Raw genomic sequence first — 23,649 nt, 5'->3', positions numbered from 1 at the left:
GCGGCGGGCATCGCAACGCCGCGGGCGCGACGATCGCCGGCACGCTCGCCGCCGCCGAGCGCGAGGTGATCGCCGCCGCGCGGCGCCATCTCGCCGCTGCGGGGCGCCCGCGCGCTCGCAGCACCCGCAGTCCGCGGGCGACCTAGACCGCGCCGGGCGCGCGACCGTCAGCAGCACAGGGGGGCTTCGAACATGCACATCAGCGTCGTCGGCAGCGGCTACGTCGGTCTCGTCACGGGGACCTGCTTCGCGGAGTTCGGGGTGGACGTCACCTGCGTCGACAACGACGCCTCGAAGATCGAGGGCCTGAAGCAGGGCCGGATCCCGATCTACGAGCCGGGGCTCGAGGAGCTCGTCGAGCGCAACCTCAAGGCCGGCAGGCTGCACTTCACGACCGATCTCAAGGCCGGCGTCGAGAAGGCCCTCGCGGTCTTCATCGCCGTGGGCACGCCGCCGCGCGAGGACGGTTCGGCCGACCTGCGCTACGTCGACGAGGTGGCCGAGGCGATCGGCCGCAACCTCAACGGCTACAAGGTCGTCGTCACCAAGAGCACGGTGCCGATCGGCACCGGCGAGCGCGTCCGCGGGATCATCGAGCGGCACAACGCCAACGGCGCACGCTTCGACGTGGTCTCGAACCCGGAGTTCCTGCGCGAGGGCTCCGCCATCGAGGACTTCATGCGCCCCGACCGCGTGGTCATCGGCGCCGACAGCGACCAGGCGGTCGCCATCATGCGCGACCTCTATGCGCCGCTCTACCTGATCGAGACGCCGATCGTGATCACCAACGTCGCGAGCTCCGAGATGATCAAGTACGCCTCCAACGCCTTCCTCGCCACCAAGATCAGCTTCATCAACGAGATGGCCGAGATCTGCGAGCGCGTCGGCGCGGACGTCCACCAGGTGGCCAAGGGCATGGGCCTCGACAAGCGCATCAACCCGAAGTTCCTGCACCCCGGGCCGGGCTACGGCGGCTCCTGCTTCCCGAAGGACACCTCCGCGCTCGTCCAGATCGCCGGCGACCACGGCTACCGCCTGCGGATCGTCGAGGCGGTGCTCGAGGTCAACAAGGAGCGGCGCGCCGCCATGGTCGCCAAGATGCAGCGGCTGCTGCCCGAGTTCTCGGGGCGCACGATCGCCGCGCTCGGCCTCGCGTTCAAGCCCAACACCGACGACGTGCGCGACTCGCCCGCGCTCGACATCCTCCTCGAGGCGCAGCGGGCCGGCGCCCGCCTGCGGGTCTTCGACCCGGCGGCGATGGAGACCTCCCGGCCCGTGCTCGGCGAGCGGGGCGTCACCTGGTGCGCGGACGCCTACGAGGCGGCCGCGGGCGCCGACCTGCTCGTCCTGTTCACGGAGTGGAACCAGTTCCGCAACCTCGACCTCGACCGGCTCAAGGAGCTGCTGGCCGCGCCGCGGATCGTGGACTGCCGCAACATCTACGACCCGAAGCGGATGCGCGCCGCCGGCTTCGAGTACCTCAGCGTCGGCAGGTAGGGGAGGACCGCGCGTGGCCGAGCCGTTCTACGTCTCGACCCCGATCTACTACGTCAACGACGTCCCGCACCTCGGGCACGCCTACACGACGGTCGTCGCGGACGCGCTCGCCCGCTTCCACCGCCAGCGCGGCGCGCCGGTGCTGTTCCTGACCGGGACCGACGAGCACGGCCAGAAGGTGGAGCAGGCCGCGGCCAAGCTCGGCATCCCGCCCCGGGAGCACTGCGACCGCATGGTCGCGCACTTCCGCGCCCTCTGGGACAAGCTCAACATCAGCAACGACGACTTCATCCGCACGACCGAGCCGCGCCACATCCGCGTCGTCCAGGGGCTGCTCGCCGACCTCATGGCGCGCGGCGAGATCTACAAAGCCGCCTACGAGGGGTGGTACTGCGTCCCCGATGAGCGCTTCTGGACGGACAAGGACGCCGAGAGCGGCCGCTGCCCCGACTGCGGGCGCGAGCTGGTGCGCCTCGCCGAGGAGAACTACTACTTCCGCATGGGCAGCCACCGCGACTGGCTCGTCGCGCACATCGAGGCCAACCCGGGCTTCATCCAGCCGGAGTCCCGCCGCAACGAGATCCTCGGGTTCCTGCGCCAGCCGCTCGGGGACCTGTGCATCTCGCGGCCGAAGAAGCGTCTCGCCTGGGGGATCGAGCTGCCGTTCGACCCGGACTACGTGACGTACGTCTGGTTCGACGCCCTGACCAACTACATCACCGGAGCGGGGTACGGCGCCGACCCGGAGCGGTTCGCGCGGTTCTGGCCGGCCGTGCATCACCTCGTCGGCAAGGACATCCTCACGACCCACGCCGTCTACTGGCCGACGATGCTGCACGGCGGCGGCATCGCTCCCCCGCGCGCGATCTTCGCCCACGGCTGGTGGACGATCGAGGGGCGCAAGATGTCCAAGTCGGTCGGCAACGTCGTCGACCCCGGCGCGCTCGCCGACCGCTACGGCGTGGACGGGCTGCGCTACTTCCTGATGCGCGAGGTGCCCTTCGGCCCGGACGGCGACTTCTCGCACCGGGCCCTGGTCGGCCGCATCAACACCGACCTGGCCAACGACCTCGGCAACCTGCTCTCGCGGGTGCTCGCCATGACCGGCAAGTACCGCGCCGGCGCCGTCCCGGCCGCGGGCTCCGGCGAGACGCCCCTGGCCGGCGCCGCGCAGGAGGCGGCCAGGGCCGTGCAGGTTGCCGTCGAGCGCATCGCGCCCCACGCGGCCCTCACCGCGATCTGGGGGCTGATCGGGCAGGCCAACAAGTTCGTGGACGACGAGAAGCCGTGGGCGCTCGCGAAGGACCCCGGGGCGGCCGCCCGGCTGGACCGCTGCCTGCGCGGGCTGCTCGAGGCGCTGCGCGCGGCCGCCGTCCTCGTCTGGCCGTTCCTGCCGGCGACCGCCGAGCGCATCTGGCGCGACCTCGGCCTCGACGGCACCCCGGCGGCGGTGGAGCCCGAAGGCTGGGACCTGCTGCCGCCGGGGACGCAGGTCCGCCCCTCCGGCCCCTTGTTTCCGCGGATCGAGGCGTAGCAGGCCGTTTCCGTGCTGATCGACACGCACGCCCACCTCGACATGCCGGAGTTCGCCGGCGACCTCGCGGCGGTGCTGGAGCGGGCGCGGGAGGCCGGGCTCGCCCATATCGTCAGCGTCTCGACCGACCTGCCCTCGCTGCGGCGCAGCCTCGAGATCGCGTCCGCGAACGCCGGCTTCGTCAGCGTCACCGCCGGCGTCCACCCGCACGACGCCGCCGCGGTCACCGACGCCGCGTGGGACGAGCTGGCGCGACTCGCCGAGGACCCGCGGGTGGTCGCGGTCGGCGAGGCCGGGCTCGACTACTACCGCGACCGCTCCCCGCGCGATCTGCAGCGGGAGCTCTTCGCGCGGCACATCGCCCTCGCGCGCCGCCTGCGCAAGCCGCTGGTCGTGCACTCGCGCGACGCGGCCGCCGACACCTTCGCCGTCCTCGAGCGCGAGGGCGCCGGCGAGGCCGGCGGGGTCTTCCACTGCTTCTCGGGGTCGGCCGCGGACGCCGCGCGCGCCCTGGCGCTCGGCTTCCAGATCTCGATCGCCGGCCCTTTCACGTATCCGAAATCCCGCCTCCCCGAGGTCGCCCGCGGCATCCCGATCGAGCGCATGGTCGTCGAGACCGACGCGCCGTACCTCGCGCCGCAGTCACGCCGCGGCCGCCGCAACGAGCCGGCGTTCGTCGCCGAGACGGCGGCGGCGCTGGCCGCGACCAAGGGACTCGCCGTCCGCGACGTGGGCCGGATCACCAGCCGCAACGCCTGCGCGCTCTTCGCCCTGCCCTGCCCGCCGGACGCCCCGGCGATCGCCTACGCGATCCGCACCTCGCTCTACCTCAACGTCACGGCCCGCTGCAGCAACCGCTGCGTCTTCTGCACGCGTGAGACCCGGCCCGTGGTCAAGGGACACGACCTGGCGCTCGAGCGCGACCCCACCGCCGCGGAGCTGCTCGCGGCCGCCGGCGACGTCTCGGGCTACGACGAGGTCGTCTTCTGCGGCTTCGGCGAGCCGCTGCTGCGCTGGGACGTCGTGCGCGAGGTGGCGCGGGAACTCAAGCGGCGCGGCGCACGCGTGCGGATCAACACCAACGGGCAGGCGCGCCTGCTGCTCGGCCGCGACATCCTCCCCGAGATGGACGGCATCGTCGATGCGCTCTCCGTGAGCCTCAACGCTCCGGACGCCGCGGGCTACGCGCGGGTCTGCCGGCCGGAGGCGGGCGAGGCCGCGTACGCCGCCGTCACCGACTTCATCCGCGAGGCGCGGCGCCACGTGCCGTCGGTGACCGCGAGCGCGGTGGCCCTGCCGGGCGTCGACCTCGAGGCCTGCCGGCACGTCGCGGAGGAGGAGCTCGGCGTTGCCTTCCGCGTACGCCCCCTGAACGAAGTGGGTTGACCCGGTAGCCACAACGGCCCGATTCGACTAGAATAATCTCCAAGAGAAGATCCGCGACCTTCGACGACGAATGAGGAGGCGGCCATGATCAAGCTCAGCAAGATCCTCTACCCCACGGATTTCTCGGAGTCCTCCCTCGAGGCGCTCACGTACGCCGTGTCCTTCGCCCGCGAGTACAAGGCGAAGCTCGTGCTGATGCACGTCGTGAACGAGGCGATCTTCTCCGAGGGGCTCAGCCTTCCGCGTGTCGAGGCCCCCGAGGCGCTCGGCGAGGAGATGGCCACCGAGGCCGGCCGCCAGATCAGGATGCTGATCCCCGCCGACGAGCGCGCCGGCCTCCAGGTGGAGCACGTGATCCTGCACGGGATGCCCTTTCTGGAGATCATCCGCTACGCCAAGGCCAACGACGTGGACCTCATCGTCATCGGCACGCACGGGCGCTCCGGCATGGAGCACATCATCTTCGGGAGCACCGCGGAGAAGGTCGTGCGCAAGGCCCCCTGCCCCGTCCTCTCGGTGCGGCCGGCCCAGCACGCGTTCGTGATGCCCTGATCTTGGGCGGCCTCGTCCTCGGCATCGAGACGGCGACCGCCCTCGGCGGCGTCGCCCTGGTGTCGGCCGACGGCGGCCTGCTGGCCGAGACCACGCTGCTCGGCCGCGAGAGCCACTCGGAGCGGATCATCCCCGCCGCCGGGGAGCTGCTCGACGCGTTCGCCCCGTCCCCGGGGGATCTGGCTGCCGTCGCGGTCTCGCGCGGCCCCGGCTCCTTCACCGGGCTGCGCACGGGGCTGGCCGCGGCCAAGGGTCTGGCCTTCGCCCGGGGCATCCCGCTCTTCGGCGTATCCACGCTCGAGGCGCTCGCCGCCAACGCCCCGCCGGGGAGCGGCACGGTGTCCGTGGTGCTGGGCGCGCGCCGCGGCGAGGTCTTCCACGCGCGCTTCGACGCCGCCGGTGACGCGCCGAAGCGCCTGACGCCCGACGCGCTCGTGCCCCTCGCCGACATCGCGGGAGAGCTGCAGCCGGGGAGCCTGGTCCTCGGGGAGCCGCCGGAGCCCGTCCGCAAGGCGCGCCTGTCGCCGCCGCTGCGCTTCGCGCCGGCGCACCTGAACCATCCGCGGGCCGCGACCGTCGCGCTCGCGGGGCTCGCGGCCCTGCGTGCCGGCCGTCCGACCGAGCTCGAGTCGCTGCTCCCCGCGTACCTGCGCGGCCCGGACGCCGATCTCCCGGGTGGGCGCGACCATCGGGGATTGTCATGCAACGACAAGGGCTTCCGCGACGGGCTTCGTTGACACCCGTTCATCCTTTACGCTAGAGTGTCGCATGCGGATCTCGCGGAGGGATACACACCGATGGTGACCGACGACCCCGTGGTGCAGCGGCTGCTCAAGGAGAGCGAGGCGTTCCAGCGGCTCTGGGCCCGCCACCAGCGCTACGAGCAACAGATCGCCGAGCTGGATCGCGTCCCCCACCTCACGCCTGCGCAGGAGCTCGAGCGCAAGAACCTCCAGAAGCTCAAGCTCGCCGGCAAGGACCAGATGATGGAGCTGGTGCGCGCCGCCGGCGGCCGCTGACGCCGGGAAGACGGTCCGATGAAGAAATCCGGCGCCGAGATCCTCGTCGAGAGCCTCATCCGCGAGAAGGTCACCCATCTCTTCGGTTACCCGGGCGGGGTGATCCTCGGGGTCTACGACGTGCTCTTCTCCAGCCCGCTGCGCCACGTGTTCGTGCGCCACGAGCAGGGGGGCGTCCACGCGGCCGACGGGTTCGCCCGGGCCTCGGGCCGCCCCGGCGTCGCCCTCGTGACCTCCGGCCCGGGCGCGACGAACGCCGTGACGGGCATCGCGACGGCCTACATGGACTCGATCCCGCTCGTGGTGCTCACCGGCCAGGTCCCGACGAACCTCATCGGCAACGACGCCTTCCAGGAGGCGGACATCGTCGGCATCACCCGCCCCTGCGTCAAGCACAGCTACCTCGTCAAGGACGTCCGCGAGCTGGCCCAGACCGTCCAGGAAGCCTTCTACATCGCGACGACGGGCCGGCCGGGGCCGGTGCTCATCGACCTGCCGAAGGACGTGCTCACGGCGAAGACCGAGCCGCAGTGGGTCGAGAAGGTCGAGCTGCGCAGCTACAACCCGACCTACAAGGGCCACCCGAAGCAGATCCAGCGCGCCGCCGAGATGGTCGCCGAGGCTTCGCGCCCGGTGATCCTCGTCGGCGGCGGCGTCATCGGCTCCGACGCGGCCGTCGAGGTCCTCGCGCTGGCCGAGGCCGCGCGCGCGCCGGTCGCCTGCACGCTCATGGGCCTCGGCGGCTTCCCCGGCACGCACGAGCTGAGCCTCGGCCTCGTCGGCATGCACGGAACGTACGCGGCGAACATGGCCATCTCCCACGCCGACCTCGTCCTGGCGCTCGGCGCCCGCTTCTCCGACCGCGTGACCGGCAAGGTGGACGAGTTCGCGACCGGCGCGAAGATCGTCCAGGTCGACATCGACCCGACCTCGATCTCCAAGAACGTGCGGGCGCACCTGCCGATCGTCGGCGACGTGCGCAGCGTGCTGCGCGACCTGCTGCCGCACCTGCGCGGCGACAAGACGGACCTGCGGACGGCGCACGACCCCTGGGTCGCCCAGGCGCGCGCCTGGGACGCCGAGCAGCCGCTCTCCTACCGGACGGACACGCGCGACATCAAGCCCCAGTACGTCGTCGAGAAGATCTGGGAGCTCACGCGCGGCGAGGCGATCGTCTGCACCGAGGTCGGCCAGAACCAGATGTGGACGGCGCAGTTCTACAAGTTCTCCCGGCCGCGCTCGTTCATCACCTCCGGCGGCCTCGGCACCATGGGCTTCGGCTTCCCGGCGGCGATCGGCGCCCAGGTGGCGTTCCCCGACCGGCTCGTCGTGGACGTCGCCGGCGACGGCAGCATCCAGATGAACATCCAGGAGATGATGACCGCGGTGCAGTACCGCCTCCCCGTGAAGGTCGTCATCCTCAACAACGGCTTCCTCGGCATGGTGCGCCAGTGGCAGCAGCTCTTCTACGAGAAGCGCTACTCCTCGACCTGCCTGAGCTGCTCGCCGGACTTCGTGCGGCTCGCCGAGGCCTACGGCGCGACCGGGCTGCGGGCGACGAAGCCCGAGGAGGTCGTCCCGACCCTCGAGAAGGCGTTCGCGACGCCGGGCCCGGTGATGGTGGACGTGCGCGTCGCCGCCGAGGAGAACGTCTACCCGATGGTCCCCGCGGGGGCCTCGCTCAAGAAGATGATCCTCATCTAGGGACGGCGGCGATGACGACGACACGGCACACGATCTCGGTCCTGGTCGAGAACAAGTTCGGGGTCCTCGCCCGCGTGGCCGGGCTCTTCTCGGGGCGCGGCTTCAACATCGACAGCCTCACCGTCGCGGAGACGCAGGACCCGAGCGCCTCGCGCATGACGATCGTCACCCGCGGCGACGACCAGATCGTCGAGCAGATCACCAAGCAGCTCAACAAGCTCATCGACGTCATCAAGGTCACGGATTTCACGGGCGAGGACGTCGTGCAGCGGGAGCTGGCGCTGGTGCGCGTCAACGCGACGGCCGAGAACCGCGCCGAGCTGCTCGGCATCGTCGACATCTTCCGCTGCAAGGTGGTCGACGTCAGCCCGCGCTCCTACACCCTCGAGGTCACCGGGGACCAGAACAAGATCGGGGCGCTCCTCGAGATCCTCCAGCCCCTCGGGATCAAGGAAGTGGTCCGCACGGGCCGCGTGGCCATCGGCCGCGCCCGCGACGGCCGCGCCTAGCGACGGGTCCCGGACCGCGCCGATGCGCCTCCCGATCGCCGCCGAGGGCTGGCCCCTCATCCTGCCCTGCTTCGCCGTCGCCGCCGTGCTGGCGGCGCTGCACTGGCGGGTGGCCGCCGCCGCCGCGCTCGCCCTCGCGCTCTTCGTGACCTGGTTCTTCCGGGACCCGGTCCGCGCGCTCCCGGCCGACCCCGCGGCGATCGTCTCGCCGGCCGATGGCAAGGTCGTGGTCGTCGAGGCCGGCCCGGCGGGGACGCAGGTGAGCATCTTTCTCTCGGTCTTCAACGTGCACGTCAACCGCGCGCCGGTGGCGGGCGAGGTCGTCGAGGTCGCGCGCCACGCGGGCACGTTCCTCGCCGCCTGGAACCACGCCGCCTCCACGGAGAACGCGCGGGCCTCCGTCACGGTGCGCACCCCCCGCGGGGACGTGCGCTTCGTGCAGGTCACCGGCCTCATCGCCCGGCGCATCGTCTGCTCGCTGCGGCCGGGGCAGCGCGTCGAGCGCGGCGAGCGCTACGGCATGATCCGCTTCGGCTCGCGCGTCGACCTGTTCCTTCCCCCCGGGGCCGACCCGGCCGTGCGCATCGGCGACCGCGTGCGGGGAGGCTCGGACATCATCGCCCGCTGGAGGGACGCCGCATGAACGAGACGACGCTCCGCCCGCCGCCGCACAAGGGTGCCTACATCTTCCCGAACCTGCTGACCGCCGGCAACCTCTTCGCCGGCTTCTACGCGATCGTGACCGCCATGGGCGGGCACTTCGAGCGCGCCGCCACGGCGATCATCATCGCCGCCTTCATGGACGGGCTCGACGGGAAGATCGCCCGCATGACCGGGACCTCGAGCCGCTTCGGCGTCGAGTTCGACTCGCTCGCCGACCTCGTCTCCTTCGGCGTCGCGCCGGCGCTGCTGGTCTACATCTACGAGCTCAAGTCCTTCACGCGGATCGGCTGGGTGGCCGCCTTCCTCTTCGTGGCCTGCGGCGCGCTGCGGCTGGCGCGCTTCAACGTCCAGGTCGGCACGACGGAGAAGCGCTGGTTCACCGGCCTGCCGATCCCGATGGCCGGGGGCACGCTCGCGGTCACCGTCATCTTCTTCCGCCACCTGAACGCCCTGGGCCGCGAGACCTCGGGCGCGGTCTTCGTGCTCCTGACCTACCTGCTGTCCTTCCTCATGGTCAGCACCATCCGCTACCGCTCCTTCAAGGACCTCGAGACCCGGCCCCACAAGGCGTTCTACCTGCTCGTCTCGGCGGTCATCGTCATCTCGCTCGTGGCGATCCACCCCCAGATCTCCCTGTTCACGCTCGCCGCGCTCTACCTGCTCTCGGGGCTGCTCGAGCCGCTCGTGCTCCTCGTCCTCGGCCGCCGCGGGTCGCGGCCGCAGCGCCCCGTGCGCGTCCCCGACGAGGGGCACCGCCACCACCACCCGCGCGAGGGCCAGCCGTGAGCCGCCGCGTCCTGGTCTTCGACACCACGCTGCGCGACGGCGAGCAGTCGCCGGGCTTCTCGATGAACATCGCCGAGAAGATCACGCTGGCCAAGCAGCTGGCGCGCCTCGGCGTCGACGTCATCGAGGCCGGCTTCCCCGTGGCCTCCGAGGGGGACTTCGAGGCCGTGGTCGCCATCGCGCGCGAGGTGCGCGGCCCGGTCATCGCCGGGCTCTCGCGCGCCGTGCCCGGCGACATCGACCGCTGCTGGGACGCGGTGCGCCACGCCCGGCGGCCGCGCATCCACACCTTCATCGCGACCAGCGACATCCACATCCAGAAGAAGTTCAACACCACGCGCGAGGAGATCCTGCGCCGCGCGATCGAGGCGGTCCGCCACGCCAAGGGGCACACCAAGGACGTGGAGTTCTCCGCCGAGGACGCGTTCCGCTCGGACTGGGACTACCTCTGCCGCGTCGTCGAGGCGGTGATCGACGCCGGCGCGACGACCGTGAACATCCCGGACACCGTCGGCTACGCGATCCCCTCGGAGTTCGGCGAGCTCATCCGCACGATCCGCGAGCGCGTCCCGAACATCGGCCGCGCCGTGCTCTCCGTGCACTGCCACGACGACCTGGGCCTCGGCGTCGCCAACTCGCTGGCCGCCGTCCAGAACGGCGCCGGCCAGGTCGAGTGCACCGTCAACGGCATCGGCGAGCGCGCCGGCAACGCCAGCCTCGAGGAGATCGCGATGGCGCTCAAGACGCGCCCCGCCCTCTTCGGCGCGACGACCGCGATCCGCACGGAGGAGATCACCCGCACGAGCCGCCTGCTGGCGAGCATCACCGGCATCGACGTGCAGCCGAACAAGGCGATCGTCGGCCGCAACGCCTTCGCGCACGAGTCCGGGATCCACCAGGACGGGGTGCTCAAGGACGCGCGCACCTACGAGATCATGACGCCCGAGTCGGTGGGGCTGACCAAGGCCCAGCTCGTGCTCGGCAAGCACTCGGGGAAGCACGCCTTCTCCAAGCGCCTGCAGGAGCTCGGGTACGGGCTGACGAAGGAGCAGCTCGCCGGGGCGTTCGTGCGCTTCAAGGACCTCTGCGACAAGAAGAAGGAGATCTTCGACGACGACATCGCCGCGCTGGTCGAGCAGGAGATCGGCGCGACCGTCCCGGAGACCTGGGCGCTCGAGTACCTGGCGACCACCAGCGGCACGCGCTCGATCCCGACGGCGACGGTCGTGCTGCGGCGCGACGACCGCGAGCTGCAGGACTCGGCCACCGGCGACGGGCCGGTCGACGCAGCCTACCACGCGGTGGACCGCATCACGGGCGTCACCGGCACGCTGCTGTCCTACCAGATCCGCGCGGTCACCTCGGGCAAGGACGCGCTCGGCGAGGCGAGCATCAAGGTGCGCTTCAACGGCCGGGAGTTCACGGCGCGCGCGGCCTCGACCGACATCGTCGAGTCCTCCGTCCGGGCGTACCTCTCGGCGATCAACCGCATGCTCGCCGCCGGCGGAGAGCCCGAGCGCGCGCCCGCGGACCAGCCCTGAGGCGCGACCGCGGCCGCCCTGGATTGACGGGGGGCGGCGGCGGGGGCAGAATATTCCGACACGTTTCCTAGGCAACCAGGGGGAGAGCCAAGATGGCGATCATTGATTTCGGCGGCACGAAGGAGAAAGTGGTCACCCGCAAGGAGTTCCCGCTCGCGAAGGCGCGCCGGGTCCTCAAGGGCGAGACGATAGCGATCATCGGCTACGGCGTCCAGGGCCCCGCCCAGGCGCTGAACCTCAAGGACAACGGCTTCCCGGTCATCATCGGGCAGGCGAAGTCCTTCAAGCGCGACTGGGACCGGGCGGTCGCCGACGGCTGGGTCCCCGGGAAGACCCTCTTCGACGTCGAGGAGGCCGTCCGGCGCGGCACGGTGATCCAGATGCTGGTGTCGGACGCGGCCCAGCGCGCGATCTGGCCCGCGGTGGAGCGCAACCTCAAGCCCGGCGACGCCCTGTACTTCTCGCACGGCTTCTCCATCACCTACCGCAAGAAGACGGGCGTCGTGCCGCCGAAGGACGTCGACGTCATCATGGTCGCGCCGAAGGGCTCGGGGACGAGCGTGCGTCGCAACTTCCTCTCCGGCGCCGGGATCAACTCCAGCTACGCCGTCTACCAGGACGCCACGGGGCGCGCCGAGGAGCGCTGCATCGCCCTCGGCATCGGTATCGGCTCCGGCTACCTCTTCCCGACGACCTTCCCGCACGAAACGAACTCGGACCTCACGGGCGAGCGCGGCGTGCTCATGGGCGCGCTGGCGGGGATCATGGAGGCGCAGTACGAGGTGCTGCGCGCCCACGATCACTCGCCGAGCGAGGCCTTCAACGAGACGGTCGAGGAGCTCACGCAGAGCCTCATCCGGCTCGTCGACGAGAAGGGCATGGACTGGATGTACTCGAACTGCTCGGCCACGGCGCAGCGCGGCGCCCTGGACTGGAAGCCGAAGTTCCGCAAGGCCACCCTGCCCGTCTTCAAGGAGCTGTACCAGCGCGTCGCCTCCGGCAAGGAGGCCGAGCGCGTGATCAAGGCCTGCGGCGGGCGCGACTACCAGGCGCAGCTTGGCAAGGAGCTGGCCGAGATCCGCGACTCGGAGATGTGGCGCGCCGGCGCCGCGGTGCGCTCGCTGCGCCCCGACGAGAAAGCCCGCGTCGTCAGCAAGTCCACGAAGGGCGTCGCCGGCCGCAAGTACTAGAGCGCGCTACAGCGAGGATCCGTGCCCGGTCGTGCGCACGCACGGCCGGGCATTCTTGTCTTCGACAAAGGCTGGCGGGGGGCAAGGCGGGGTGGCGGCGGCGCGGGCCAGGGCGGCCGCTGAGTTGCGCGCTCGACAGCAGCCTGTCCGACGTGCCGCGGGGGCGGGGGGGTGCCGTGCGGCCGCTGAGTTACGCGCTCGACCTGGGCCTGTCCGGCCCTGCGCTCGAAACCTGTAACTCGCCCCTGCGGGGCTCAGACAACAGGTTTCGCCCCTGACGGGGCCGCTCTGGTCCGGACGCCCAGGTTCCCTCGCGCTCCACATGCGTCCGCCCGTCACCGCCCCGCCCCCGCTCAAGCCACGGACGCTGGACCATCCGTACCGCCAAGCTGGAGTAACAGGTCGTCTTCTCGAGCGAGCACCGGCACAACCCATCACTACGGTTGCACGGCACGTGGGGGAGGCCCGGACGCCGATCTAGAGCCAACGAGAGGGGGATGTCCCCAGGCAAACTTCTTGTCCAGGACAGAAAATACGCTCTCTGCCCATTCTTCGTAATATTTCATCTGCGTCGACCCGTACCAGAATCTATCAAAATCCACGTCGAAGTAGATGATCGTGTCATAAGGTATGAATGGTCCCATCCACTCGCGCTCCAGCCCGTCCACGTACGGAGACATCGGCGATAGTGCAGACACTATGTACACATACGGATACCCGCTTTGATTGGACATCGGCTTTGAATATAGGCTTCGAATGCCAATCCGAACCTTGAGATATCTGTTCTCCAGGACATATGTGGAGGTCCAGAGATCATTCCGTATCAGCCTAATCGTCATCCCCTTCGGAACCCTAATTGCGATGGGTGCCCCGAAGGCACTCTGAACACCAAAGTACATGTTCTCCCTAATTGGTCCCTCAATGTCCTCAAGAGCGAGGGCGTCCCCCGCTATCTGATCGTCGGGTATACCAACCAACGGCCACAACTTCTTGTAGTAGGCGGCCAATTCCGGTTCCCCGGCTCCAGTGCCTTCGCCCAAGAAATAGGGTACCAAGAACGTTGTCAGGTCACGGAAGACGTGGCCGTCCGATGCCGATGGAAACGTGCCTTGGTCGACCAATTCCTCTAGGAGCTTCGCCCTATCCGGGCGTGACGCCATACCAGCACCAAATATGCGCACCGCATCCGAGTAGCAGAAGTCAACAACGCGGTCTCCAAATTCCAATCGCCGGGGAAGCTCCTTCGCCGGGGTACTCACGAGGTAAGTTACAGGGATCTTCCGACTGATGCGAGGAGGCGCATTCGACGCGAAGATCAAGACGGCGACGAAGAACATGGTCACACTCAGGCCCAAGAACGTCGCGGCGACGCGATGCTTCTCGAACCATCTGTCGCCGAGAGTATGCACGAGGGAAGATACGATCCCCACGACTATGCCCAGGACAACGGTTCCCACCGTAAGCTCTATTAGACGAGGATTATCCCGGCTAATGACCAGGTAAGCGACCGACGTCAAACCGAGAAATACCGACACGAGAACAACAATGACTCTCGTCATATACCTTTTCCGCAAGCCTTCCCAAGCGCGGATTGCAGGGTCATCGCTTCTTCCATCTCTATCGCCCGTGCCGTCCTCGTTCCGCTGGATGGAAGCACCGTAGCACCGGCAATCGTGATGGACAATAGTCCACAGCCTCCTCAACAGGGCCACGGCCCGGGGGCGCCTGTGACCGGTCATAATGCGCCGGCCGCAGGCTGTGTCGGCTGAGTGTGGCCGGCGCATTGACAGTCGAGCAGCCGCTGAGCGCGAGCGCGGACCGAAGGCGCCAGGGCGAGACGGAAGGGAACAGGCGCCGCCGGGCCGGGGCCCGGCACGGGGGCAAGGGATCGAACGGCGGCCTTTGCGCCCCGCGGTCAGGAGCGGGCGGTCACTCCCACTCGATCGTCGCGGGGGGCTTCGAGGAGATGTCGAAGACCACGCGGTTGATGCCCTTGACCTCGTTGATGATCCGGTTCGAGATGCGCCGCAGGAGCCGGTCGGGGAGCTTCGCCCAGTCCGCCGTCATGCCGTCGAGGCTGTTGACCGCGCGCAGCACCGCCGCCTTCTCGTAAGTCCGCGAATCGCCCATCACCCCGACCGAGCGCACGGGCAGCAGCACGGCGAAGGCCTGCCAGAGCTTGCGCGTGAGGCCCGCGGCCTCGACCTCCTCCTGGATGATCGCGTCCGCGCCCCGCAGCAGCTCCAGGTCGCGGGCGTTGACCTCGCCGAGCACCCGGATGGCCAGCCCCGGCCCCGGGAACGGCTGGCGGCGGATGATGTGCTCGGGCAGCCCGAGCTCCACGCCCACCTCCCGGACCTCGTCCTTGAACAGCTCGCGCAGCGGCTCGATCAGCTTCAGGTGCATCCGCTCGGGCAGCCCGCCGACGTTGTGGTGGCTCTTGATCACCGCCGAGGGGCCCTTGAAGGACACCGACTCGATCACGTCCGGGTAGAGCGTGCCCTGCGCGAGGAAGTCCACCTTCCCGATGCGCCGCGCCTCCTCCTCGAAGACGCGGATGAACTCCTCGCCGATGATCTTGCGCTTGCGCTCCGGGTCGGTGACGCCGGCGAGTTTCCCCAGGAAGCGCGCCGAGGCATCCACCGCGTCCAGGTTCAGACGGTAGTGGTCGCGGAAGGTCCGCACCACCTGGTCGGCCTCGCCGCGCCGCAGCAGGCCGTTGTCGACGAAGATGCAGGTCAGCCGTTCGCCGATCGCGCGGTGCACGAGCAGCGCGACCACCGAGGAGTCGACGCCGCCCGAGAGCGCGCAGACGACGCGGCCGCGCGGGCCGACCTGCCGGCGGATCGTGCCGACCGCGTAGTCGACGAACGAGTGCATGTCCCACGAGCCGCTGCAGCCGCAGATCCGGTGCACGAAGTTCTCCAGCAACGCGGCGCCGCCCGGGGTGTGCACCACCTCGGGGTGGAACTGCAGGCCGTAGAAGCGGCGCTTCGGGTCGGCCATCGCCGCGACCGGCGAGTTCGCCGTCCGCGCGATCGGCGCGAACCCGGGCGGCAGGCGCTCGATGCGGTCGCCGTGGCTCATCCAGACCACCCGGCCCGCCGCGCCCCGACCGCTGAAGCCGTGGAACAGATCGCCGGCGCGGAGCACCTTCAGGTGCGCGCGCCCGTACTCGCGACCGCTCGCCCGGCCGACCTCCCCGCCGAGCAGGTGCGCGAGCAGCTGCATCCCGTAGCAAATCCCGAGCACCGGCACGCCAAGGTCGAAGACGCCGGCCGGTCCCAGCGGCGCCCCCTCCTCGTAGACCGAGGACGGGCCGCCCGAGAGGACGATCCCGCGCGGGCGGAACGCCCGCACCGCCTCGATGTCCGCGGTGCAGGGCAGGATCTCGCAGTAGACCCGGGCCTCGCGGACGCGGCGGGCGATCAGCTGCGTGTACTGCGAGCCGAAGTCGAGGATGAGGATACGCTCGGCGTGGATCCGGTCCGCGGGGTTCGTCTTCGAAGGCTGCCGATGCACTGTCTTCATGTTCTTCTCACGTCTCCCAGGCCGTGAGCGCTATTTTTCGTGCTGGCAAGGCGCGCGACGAGTCACGACTGAGGCGTACGACCGTACGCCGCAGGGAGAGACGAGCGAGCGCAACGCCGCCAGCGCGGAAAAGAGCCTCACGGCCTCAGTCGCGGCGGTAGTTCGGGGCTTCCTTGGTGACGTCGACGTCGTGCACGTGGCTCTCGCGCAGACCGGCGGCCGTCATCTGCACGAAGCGCGCCTTCGTCCACAGCTCGCCGATCGTCGCGCAGCCGGTGTAGCCCATGCCGGCGCGCAGCCCCCCGACGAGCTGGTGCACGCTGTCCGAGAGCGCGCCCTTGAAGGGGACGCGGCCCTCGACGCCCTCGGGAACGAGCTTCTTCTCGCTGTACTCGTCCTCCTGGAAGTAGCGGTCCTTGCTGCCGGCGGCCATCGCGCCGATCGAGCCCATGCCGCGGTAGACCTTGTAGCTGCGCCCCTGGTAGAGGACCTTCTCGCCGGGACTCTCCTCGACCCCCGCGAACAGCGAGCCGATCATGACCGTGTTCGCGCCCGCCGCGAGGGCCTTGGTGATGTCCCCCGAGTACTTGATGCCGCCGTCCGCGATGACCGGCACCCCCGCCGCGCGGGCCACCTTCGCGCACTCCATGACCGCCGAGATCTGCGGCACGCCGACGCCGGCGACGACGCGGGTCGTGCAGATCGACCCCGGGCCGATCCCGACCTTCACGGCGTCCGCCCCGGCCCGGATCAGGTCGCGCGCCGCCGCGCCGGTGGCGATGTTGCCCGCGACGAGCTCCACCCGCCGCCCGTGCGCCCGGCGCAGCCGGCGCACCGTGTCCAGCACGGACTGGGAGTGCCCGTGCGCCGTGTCGACGACGATGACGTCGGCGCCGGCCTCCACCAGCCGCTCCGCGCGCTGCAGGGCGTCGCGGCCCACGCCGACCGCGGCGCCCACGCGCAGCCGCCCGTGCCCGTCCTTGCAGGCGTTCGGGTACTTGAGATTCTTCTCGATGTCCTTGATCGTGATCAGGCCGACGAGCTTGCCCGCGCGGTCCACTACCGGCAGCTTCTCGATCCGGTGGCGGTGCAGGATGTCCTTGGCCTTCTCCAGGGTGACCCGCCCGCTGACCGTGACCAGGTTCTCCTTCGTCATGAGCAGGGAGACCGGCCGTTCCAGGTTCTCCTCGAAGCGCAGGTCGCGGTTCGTGAGGATGCCGACGAGGCGGCGCCCCTCGTCCTGGATGACGGGCACCCCGGAGATCCGGTACTCGCGCATCAGCTGCATCGCCTCGCTGATCGGCCGCTCGGGCGTGATCGTGATCGGGTCGATGATCATGCCGCTCTCGGAGCGCTTGACCTTGTCGACCTCGAGCGCCTGCATGCTCGGCGAGAGGTTCTTGTGCACGATGCCGATGCCGCCCTCCTGCGCGAGCGCGATCGCCAGACGGGCCTCGGTGACCGTGTCCATCGCCGCCGAGACGATGGGGATGCTGATGCGGATGCCACGGGAGAAGTCCGCGGCGGTGCTGACCTCCCGCGGGAGCACCCGGGAGTGCGCCGGCAGAAGCAGGACGTCGTCGAAGGTCAGCGTGTTCGCGATGACTTTTCTCGCCATGTCTCTCCCCGTCTCGCGCGCCGGCCACGGCCGGCGCGCCGTCTCAGCCTGCCGCCGTGAACACCCCGTTGCCGCCCGACGCCTCCGCGCGGCGCAGGTGGCCGACCAGCGCCGCGAGGACCTCGCCGCCATCCGCGGCGCGCGCCCCGGCCGCCCAGACGCCGAGCCCCACGCTGAGCGTGAGCTGCTGATCGCGCCGGCCGTCGCCGCCCGAGAAGCGGTGCCGCGCGACGCCCTCGCGGATCCTCGCGACCACCGCCGCCGCCTCCTCGCGCCCGGCGCCCGGGAGGATGACCGCGAGCAGCCGCCCGCCGTACCGCAGCGCGACGTCGCCGCCGCGCAGCGCCCCCTTGATGATCTCGCCGATCTCGCCCAGGCTGCGGTCCCCGAGCTCGTACCCGAACCGCTCGTTGTACTCGCCGAAGCCGTCGACGGCGATCATCGCCCCCGCGAACGGCCGCCCCGCCGCCGCACAGCGCCCGATCTCCCCGTCCGCCAGGCGCCGCCCGTGGCGCAGCGTCGCGAGGTGCGTGACGTGGTCGGTCGCCTCGAGCTGCTCGAGGCTCTGGTGCATGCGCTGATAGAGTTCGGCGCGCTCCACCGTCAGCCCGGCCGTGTTCGCGTACAGCAGCAGCAGCTCGATCTCGTGCCGGCGGATGAGCGGGGGCTCGGTGCGCGCCACGACGATCACTCCGACGACCTCCTCGCGGGCGATGAGGGGCACCGCCAGGTACGCCCCCCGCGCGCCCTCCACCGGCGCGCCGAAGCCCTCGGTCCAGCCCGAGGCCTCCAGCGGCCCGCCGACGAGCTCCAGCAGGGCCTCCTGCCGCTGGTGGGCGATCCCGACCGGCTGGCGGCGCGACAGCGCCATGACCAGCAGGTTCCGCTCGTCCGTCAACGGCACCGACAGGGCGTGGACGTCGCCGGCCGCGCCGAGCGCCAGCTCCCCGCGCAGCACGCCCGCCGCGCGGTCGACGAGCGCGACCGCCGCCTGCCCGAAGCCGATGCCCTCCAGGATGCCGCGGAGGATGAAGCCGAGCGCCTCCTGGCGCGTGATGTCCCGCTGCATCGAGTTGCCGATCTGGTGCAGGATCGAGAGCTGGTCGACGCGCGCGTCGAGCTCCGAGATCTTCTGGCGCAGCTGCTCGTAGAGACGCGCATTGTCGACGGCCACCGCCGCCTGGTTGGCGAAGATGCCGAGCAGGTTCACCTGCTCCGGCGTGATCGCCACGCGCCGCGTCTTGTTGTCCATGGCGACCACGCCGACGGCACGGTCCTTGACGACCAGCGGGATCACCACGAACGCCGCCGAGCGCAGGAAGGGCTCGTCCGCCGCCGGCTGCCCGAGGCGCAGGCTCGGCGGGAGCCGCTGGCCCTGCTCGACGGTGACGGGCTCCCGGCGCTGGAACGCGGCGGCGAGGGCCCCGCCCTGCGCCGACAGCGGCACGCGGACGCTGCCCGCCGGCGGCGCGCCCCCGACCTGGTAGCGCAGCTCGAGCGCGCCGCCCCCGGCCGCCGGGAGGAAGACGGCGATGCGGTCGACGTCCAGGACCTTGTGCGCCCCGTTGACGATCAGCGCGAGGATGTCCTGCAGCGCCAGGCTGTGGCGCAGCCCGAGGCCGACCTCGTACACGGTCGTCAGGTTGCGGTTGGAGATCGCCAGGCGCGCGTTGAACTCCTCGAGCTGCGCGTTGGAGTGCTGCAGGCTGGCGTTGAGGTCCTCGACCTCGCGGTAGTAGGGCCGGATGATGATGCGGATCGAGAGCAGGCTGAAGGCCATGATGAGCAGCGCGCTCACCAGGGCCGTGTACGAGATGTACTTCTTGACGCGCTCGAGCTCCGAGTTGGCGCTCGAGACCGGCTCGTCGACGCCGATGAGCAGCCCCCGCGACGGCAGGCTCCGGAAGGCCAGGACGCGCTCCTCCCCGAACTGCTTGTAGGTCCCGAAGCCCTCCTCGTATTTCTGGGCGATGTCGACGAGCTTCTCCTTGAAGGTCCCCTGCCCCGACGCGCGCGGCTTCGCGACCTGGAGCACCACCTGGATGTTGCCGAAGTTCTTCTTCTTGGCGACGTACTCCTCATGGAACTGCGGGTCCGGGTTGTAGAGGAGGTTCCCCTCCCGGTCCATGATCCACGTCGAGCCCGACTTCTGGACCTTCAGGCGCAGCAGCCGCTCGCCGAGTTCGGCGGGGGACGCCTCGGGCGTCAGCGCCAGCTCTTCCGCCATGCGCGAGACCATCGAGAGCGCGCCCATCTTGATCGAGTCCTTGCTGGCCCGGTAGACGGTCACGCCGGCCACGCTCATGAAGACGGCGACGACGGCGTAGGAGGCGAGCGTCAGACGGAAACCGAGGCTGTCCGTAAAGGTCTTCACTGCGAGCCCTCCTCCCCCGGGGATTCCCCGCCGCCCTCCTCTTCGCCGGCAGCGGGTGCGTTGTGGCAGCCCAGGCCGCAGACGTCCTGCGTCCCGCGGATGAGCTTGGGCTGGCTCGAGGCGTGGAAAAAGTGGCAGGTGTAGCAGACGGTGGTCCCGTCCGCCGCGACCGGCGTCCCGGCGGGAAAGGCGGTGCGGGCGGGGACCCCGACCTTGTGCATGTGGGCCAGCGCCGAGAGGTCGTGGCACTTGTTGCACAGCTGCTCGCGCGGGAGCACGAGCATCTTCGGGTACTTGGCGCCGTGCGGGTCGTGGCAGCCGGTGCAGCTGCCGTCGACGATCGGCCGGTGCACGTAGGGCAGCGCGAACTCCTTGAGCATGTCCTGGTGGCAGTTGATGCACATGCGGTCGCCCTTGCGCATGAGCAGGAAGCGCTCGTTCGCGCCGTGCGGATCGTGGCACACCGTGCAGACGCCTGCGGCGACCGGGCCGTGCAGGTACGTCGCCCCGCGGATCGCGTCCCGGACCCGGTCGTGGCAGGTGTAGCAGAGTTCCGCGCCCTGTGTCCGCAGCTCGTAGCGGTTCGGGAAGCTCTGGTAGTCGTGGCAGGGCAGGCAGCCGCCGACGGTGATCGGCCCGTGGGTGAAGATGCGCTTGGCGAGGCCGGCGTGGCAGACGTTGCAGGTCTCGCTCTGGCCGCCGCCTGCCGCCTCCTGCGGCGAGAGCTCCAGCGCGTGGCACTTCCTGCAGGTCTTCTTGTCCTCCTCGCGGTGGAAGCGGTACTCCGGCAGGTCCGAGACGATGTCCCCGCCCAGCGGGGTCTCGCGGAAGATGACCACCGACTGGCTCTGCGACCCGCCGGCCGCGTCGCCCCCGCGGACCTCGACGAGATTCATCGCCAGCGAGAGGCTCACCAGCGAGTGGAAGACGCCGTCCTTGGCGGTGACGACCCGCTCGGGCAGGTTGTTGAGCTTGATCGTGACGTCGCGCGAGCCCGCGCCGCCGATGTACCCGACGACGAACACCCGGTCCTGGCGGGTCTTCGTGAAGCTCTCCGGGATGAAGACGTTGAAGGGCTCCTCGCCCCGCTTGCTCACCCCCGGGGCCGCGGCGGCGGGCAGCTCGCTGATGAGCCGGTCGAGGACCCCGTCGATCTCCTTCTCGTCCGCCTCGGTGTAGCCGACGATGCGCCGGCGGATGACGCCGCCCTTGTCGATGATGATGGTCGTCGGCAGCGTGTCGACGCCATACTCGCGGCTGATCGCCAGCTTGTCGTCGATGAGCAGACTCAGCCGCATGTCGCTGGCGAACCCGCGGAAGAACTTCACGACCCGCTGCGGGTTGTAGATGTCGAGATAGAGGTTGAAGATCGCGAGATCTTCCTCCGGGTAGCGCTTGCGCAGCTTGATCAGGTTCGGGACCGTCACCATGCAGGAACTGCAGTAGATGGACCCGAAGTCCAGGAGGATCACTCGCTTGCCGAGCGACTTCTCCAGGTCCAGCGCGGCACCGGTGAGGAAGTCGGTGCCCTTGAACGCGACCCCCCGCTGACCCTCGTCGAGCTTCGCCGCCCTGGCCTCGGGCGCGGCGAGCAGGGCCGGCAGCGCCGCGCACAGGCACAGGACCTGGATGGCGCGGCGCAGCTGGGGGGTCCCGCCTGACATGAGCCCGGTCTACTTCGCCCCGAGCATGGCGGTGATCATCGCCCTGAGGTCGCCCTCGCTGATCCTCCCGACGTGGCTCTGGGCGATCCTCCCCTCCGCGTCGACGAGGATGAGGGCGGGGGTGCCGGCGATCTGGTAGGGATCGGCAATCGCAAAGTTCTCCCCCTTGGCGTCGAGTTCGTCGAGGAGGATCCGGAAGGAGTACTTGTACTGCTTGATGAAGCCCTTGATGCCGTCGAGGAACGGCGCGCCGTCCATGTTCACGGTGAGGACCTCGACGTTCCCCGCGGGCTTGTACTCGTTGGCGAGCTTCTCCACGACCGGCATCTCCTCGCGGCAGGGCTCGCAGAAGATCGACCAGAAGACGAGCACGTGGGCGCGCTTTGTCTTCTCGACGCCGAAGTCGAAGACCGTGCCGGCCGTGTCCTTGACCGTGAAGTCCGGCGCCGGCTTCCCTGACTCAAGCTGTTTGATCCCCTTGATCACCGGGACGGGGGTGAAGCCCTGTTCCTCGGCGGCGACCGGCGCGGCCGCCGCCACTGCCACCGCCACGACGAAAGCCGCACCCATCACCGCGCCTACGATCATCCTGTGGTCTGTGGCCATCTCCCCTCCCATGCGTGGCCCGGCCCGGACGGCTCGCTCCGTCCGCCGGCGGTCAGCGCAGCGTGAACTTCTGCACGAGGTCGTTGCCGGTGTCGGCGACGACGAACGTGCCCGTGTCCGGCGTCAGGTTCACGCCCGCCGGCTTATTGAAGGGCCGGTCGGCGCCCCGGATCGCGCCGATGAAGTTCCCGCCACGATGGAAGATCGACAGCAGGCTGTTGCCGGAGTCCAGCACGTAGACGTACTCCTTGTTGCTGTCGTAGCGCACCCGCGCCGGGACGCACAGATCGCTCTCGGGCGCCACCGCCGGCCAGGCGGCGTCGAGCACCGGGATGTTCTGCAGCTTGAACTTCTGGATCGAGCAGCCCGTGCCGAGGAGGTACAGGTAGTCGAAGGCCCCTTCGTGCGACCACGCCAGCGAGACCAGGCCCTTGAGGTCGCCGCGGGAGCCGGAGAGGTCGTTGATCTTTTCGACGAAACTGGCCTCGAAGGTCCCCTTGCGCGTGTTGAAGTCCAGCGTGAAGTGCTGGATGCGCTCGTTGCCCGCGTCCAGGACCCACATCCCGATGGTGGTGCCGACCCACTCGTCGAAGGCGACATCCACGGGCCGGTTGAACTTGCCGTCCGAGATCCCACCCGTCTTGTCGCCGAGGTAGCCGAAGTCCGCCTGGAAAGTGGCGAAGACCGAGCGGGCGTCGCCCACCGGGAGGTTCGACAGCTTCGTCGGGTCCCCCGTGCACGGGACCTTGAACCACTGGATCCGGTTGTTGCCCGTGTCGATCACGAGGACGACATCGTGGTCGATCCGGGAGCAGGATTCGGGAACCACCACGATCCCCGTGGGATTCCTGAACTGGGCGCGAGTTTCGTCCGTGCCGTAGCTCCCCCACTCGAGGACGAACCGGTCCCGGTCCGTGAACATCTGGACCCTGGTGTTCCCGCCGTCGAGCACGAAGACGTTCCCCTTGCCGCCGACGGCGGCGTCGAGGGGCCCGTCGAACGATCCGCCGCCGATACCGAAACTGCCGAAGGACCTCTGGAACACCGTCACCGGCGGGGCGGGCGTCGGCCCCTTGGGTTCGGGCAGGACGGGCTTGGGCGGCCGGTATTCGAGCGACGGCTCGGTGTCGGCGTCCCCCCCGCCGTCCGCGGCGGACGCCCCCGTCGCGCCGAGCGCGACAAGGCAGCACAAGACCACCCAAACGCTTCGCATGCGCCGAGCCCTTCCCCGTTTCCCCAGCGACCCTTCGGTCACTTGAGGGCGTTCAGCAGCATCTCGGTCGTCTCGAGCATCTCCTTGGCCTGCTTGTCGTCCGGCGCCTTCTCGAGAATCTTCTTCCACAGATCGCGGGAGGCCTGGTAGTCCTCCTTGTTGAAGGCGTCCATGGCCTGGTTGCGCACGGCGTCGAGCTCGCCGCCGCCGGCCGGGGCGGGCGCGGCCGCTGCGGGAGCGGGGGCCGCCGCGGGGGCCGGCT

At 70.0% G+C, this 23,649-nt stretch carries 20 protein-coding genes; 12 read left to right on the top strand and 8 right to left on the bottom strand.

The annotated features are described in order from the left end of the window. Positions 1-192 precede the first annotated feature (192 nt). The 12 genes from VI078_07660 (at position 193) to ilvC (ending at position 12,381) form a co-directional block, all read left to right on the top strand. Positions 193-1,497 carry a UDP-glucose/GDP-mannose dehydrogenase family protein gene (locus VI078_07660; protein ID HEY5999166.1) on the top strand — a complete coding sequence of 435 codons (1,305 nt, stop codon included), beginning with the start codon at positions 193-195 and terminating at the stop codon, positions 1,495-1,497. Positions 1,498-1,510: 13 nt separating this feature from the next. After that, entirely contained in the window at positions 1,511-3,031 is a 1,521-nt protein-coding gene (gene metG / locus VI078_07655; protein HEY5999165.1) for a methionine--tRNA ligase, read from the top strand. 12 nt (positions 3,032-3,043) lie between these two features. Beyond that, a complete protein-coding gene (locus tag VI078_07650; protein ID HEY5999164.1) occupies positions 3,044-4,417 on the top strand; it encodes a TatD family hydrolase in 1,374 nt (457 codons plus the stop codon). Between the two features lie 84 nt (positions 4,418-4,501). Beyond that, positions 4,502-4,969 carry a universal stress protein gene (locus VI078_07645; GenBank protein ID HEY5999163.1) on the top strand — a complete coding sequence of 156 codons (468 nt, stop codon included), beginning with the start codon at positions 4,502-4,504 and terminating at the stop codon, positions 4,967-4,969. Between the two features lie 2 nt (positions 4,970-4,971). Continuing rightward, entirely contained in the window at positions 4,972-5,706 is a 735-nt protein-coding gene (gene tsaB, locus VI078_07640; GenBank protein HEY5999162.1) for a tRNA (adenosine(37)-N6)-threonylcarbamoyltransferase complex dimerization subunit type 1 TsaB, read from the top strand. Between the two features lie 60 nt (positions 5,707-5,766). After that, positions 5,767-5,988 carry a YdcH family protein gene (locus VI078_07635; protein ID HEY5999161.1) on the top strand — a complete coding sequence of 74 codons (222 nt, stop codon included), beginning with the start codon at positions 5,767-5,769 and terminating at the stop codon, positions 5,986-5,988. A gap of 18 nt (positions 5,989-6,006) precedes the next feature. Then, entirely contained in the window at positions 6,007-7,692 is a 1,686-nt protein-coding gene (gene ilvB / locus VI078_07630; GenBank protein HEY5999160.1) for a biosynthetic-type acetolactate synthase large subunit, read from the top strand. An 11-nt stretch (positions 7,693-7,703) separates the two neighbouring features. Continuing rightward, positions 7,704-8,201 (top strand): acetolactate synthase small subunit, encoded by a 498-nt coding sequence (gene ilvN / locus VI078_07625; GenBank protein ID HEY5999159.1) that lies wholly within the window; start codon positions 7,704-7,706, stop codon positions 8,199-8,201. A gap of 22 nt (positions 8,202-8,223) precedes the next feature. After that, complete coding sequence (locus tag VI078_07620) at positions 8,224-8,844, top strand: phosphatidylserine decarboxylase family protein (protein HEY5999158.1); 621 nt, start codon at positions 8,224-8,226, stop codon at positions 8,842-8,844. Then, on the top strand, positions 8,841-9,650 hold the full coding sequence (gene pssA / locus VI078_07615) for a CDP-diacylglycerol--serine O-phosphatidyltransferase (protein ID HEY5999157.1): 810 nt from the start codon (positions 8,841-8,843) through the stop codon (positions 9,648-9,650). The genes VI078_07620 and pssA overlap by 4 nt, the downstream gene beginning before the upstream one ends. Further along, a complete protein-coding gene (locus tag VI078_07610; GenBank protein HEY5999156.1) occupies positions 9,647-11,191 on the top strand; it encodes a 2-isopropylmalate synthase in 1,545 nt (514 codons plus the stop codon). The genes pssA and VI078_07610 overlap by 4 nt, the downstream gene beginning before the upstream one ends. 92 nt (positions 11,192-11,283) lie before the next feature. Beyond that, positions 11,284-12,381, top strand: a complete 1,098-nt coding sequence (ilvC, locus tag VI078_07605) for a ketol-acid reductoisomerase (protein HEY5999155.1) — start codon at positions 11,284-11,286, stop codon at positions 12,379-12,381. 437 nt (positions 12,382-12,818) lie between these two features. On the opposite strand, the gene VI078_07600 is transcribed toward ilvC, so the two are convergent. From VI078_07600 to VI078_07565, 8 genes are all read right to left on the bottom strand, one after another. Next, the gene (locus VI078_07600; protein ID HEY5999154.1) at positions 12,819-14,093 is read right to left on the bottom strand and encodes a hypothetical protein; all 1,275 of its coding nucleotides are present in this window, start codon (positions 14,091-14,093) and stop codon (positions 12,819-12,821) included. A gap of 217 nt (positions 14,094-14,310) precedes the next feature. Then, the gene (guaA, locus tag VI078_07595) at positions 14,311-15,912 is read right to left on the bottom strand and encodes a glutamine-hydrolyzing GMP synthase (GenBank protein HEY5999153.1); all 1,602 of its coding nucleotides are present in this window, start codon (positions 15,910-15,912) and stop codon (positions 14,311-14,313) included. Positions 15,913-16,057: 145 nt separating this feature from the next. After that, positions 16,058-17,530 carry an IMP dehydrogenase gene (guaB, locus tag VI078_07590; protein HEY5999152.1) on the bottom strand — a complete coding sequence of 491 codons (1,473 nt, stop codon included), beginning with the start codon at positions 17,528-17,530 and terminating at the stop codon, positions 16,058-16,060. A gap of 43 nt (positions 17,531-17,573) precedes the next feature. Continuing rightward, positions 17,574-19,904: a GAF domain-containing protein gene (locus VI078_07585; GenBank protein HEY5999151.1), complete on the bottom strand. Its 2,331-nt coding sequence runs from the start codon at positions 19,902-19,904 to the stop codon at positions 17,574-17,576. Further along, positions 19,901-21,568: a cytochrome c3 family protein gene (locus tag VI078_07580; protein ID HEY5999150.1), complete on the bottom strand. Its 1,668-nt coding sequence runs from the start codon at positions 21,566-21,568 to the stop codon at positions 19,901-19,903. The genes VI078_07585 and VI078_07580 overlap by 4 nt, the downstream gene beginning before the upstream one ends. Positions 21,569-21,577: 9 nt before the next feature. Next, positions 21,578-22,174: a TlpA disulfide reductase family protein gene (locus VI078_07575; GenBank protein ID HEY5999149.1), complete on the bottom strand. Its 597-nt coding sequence runs from the start codon at positions 22,172-22,174 to the stop codon at positions 21,578-21,580. A 52-nt stretch (positions 22,175-22,226) separates the two neighbouring features. Further along, entirely contained in the window at positions 22,227-23,387 is a 1,161-nt protein-coding gene (locus VI078_07570; GenBank protein HEY5999148.1) for a hypothetical protein, read from the bottom strand. Positions 23,388-23,425: 38 nt separating this feature from the next. Then, positions 23,426-23,649: hypothetical protein (locus VI078_07565; protein ID HEY5999147.1), on the bottom strand; the 224-nt coding region annotated here is incomplete at its 5' end.

This window comes from bacterium, from assembly GCA_036524115.1.
GTDB lineage: Bacteria > JAUVQV01 > JAUVQV01 > JAUVQV01 > DATDCY01 > DATDCY01.
This window is presented reverse-complemented; position numbering and strand designations above follow the sequence as displayed.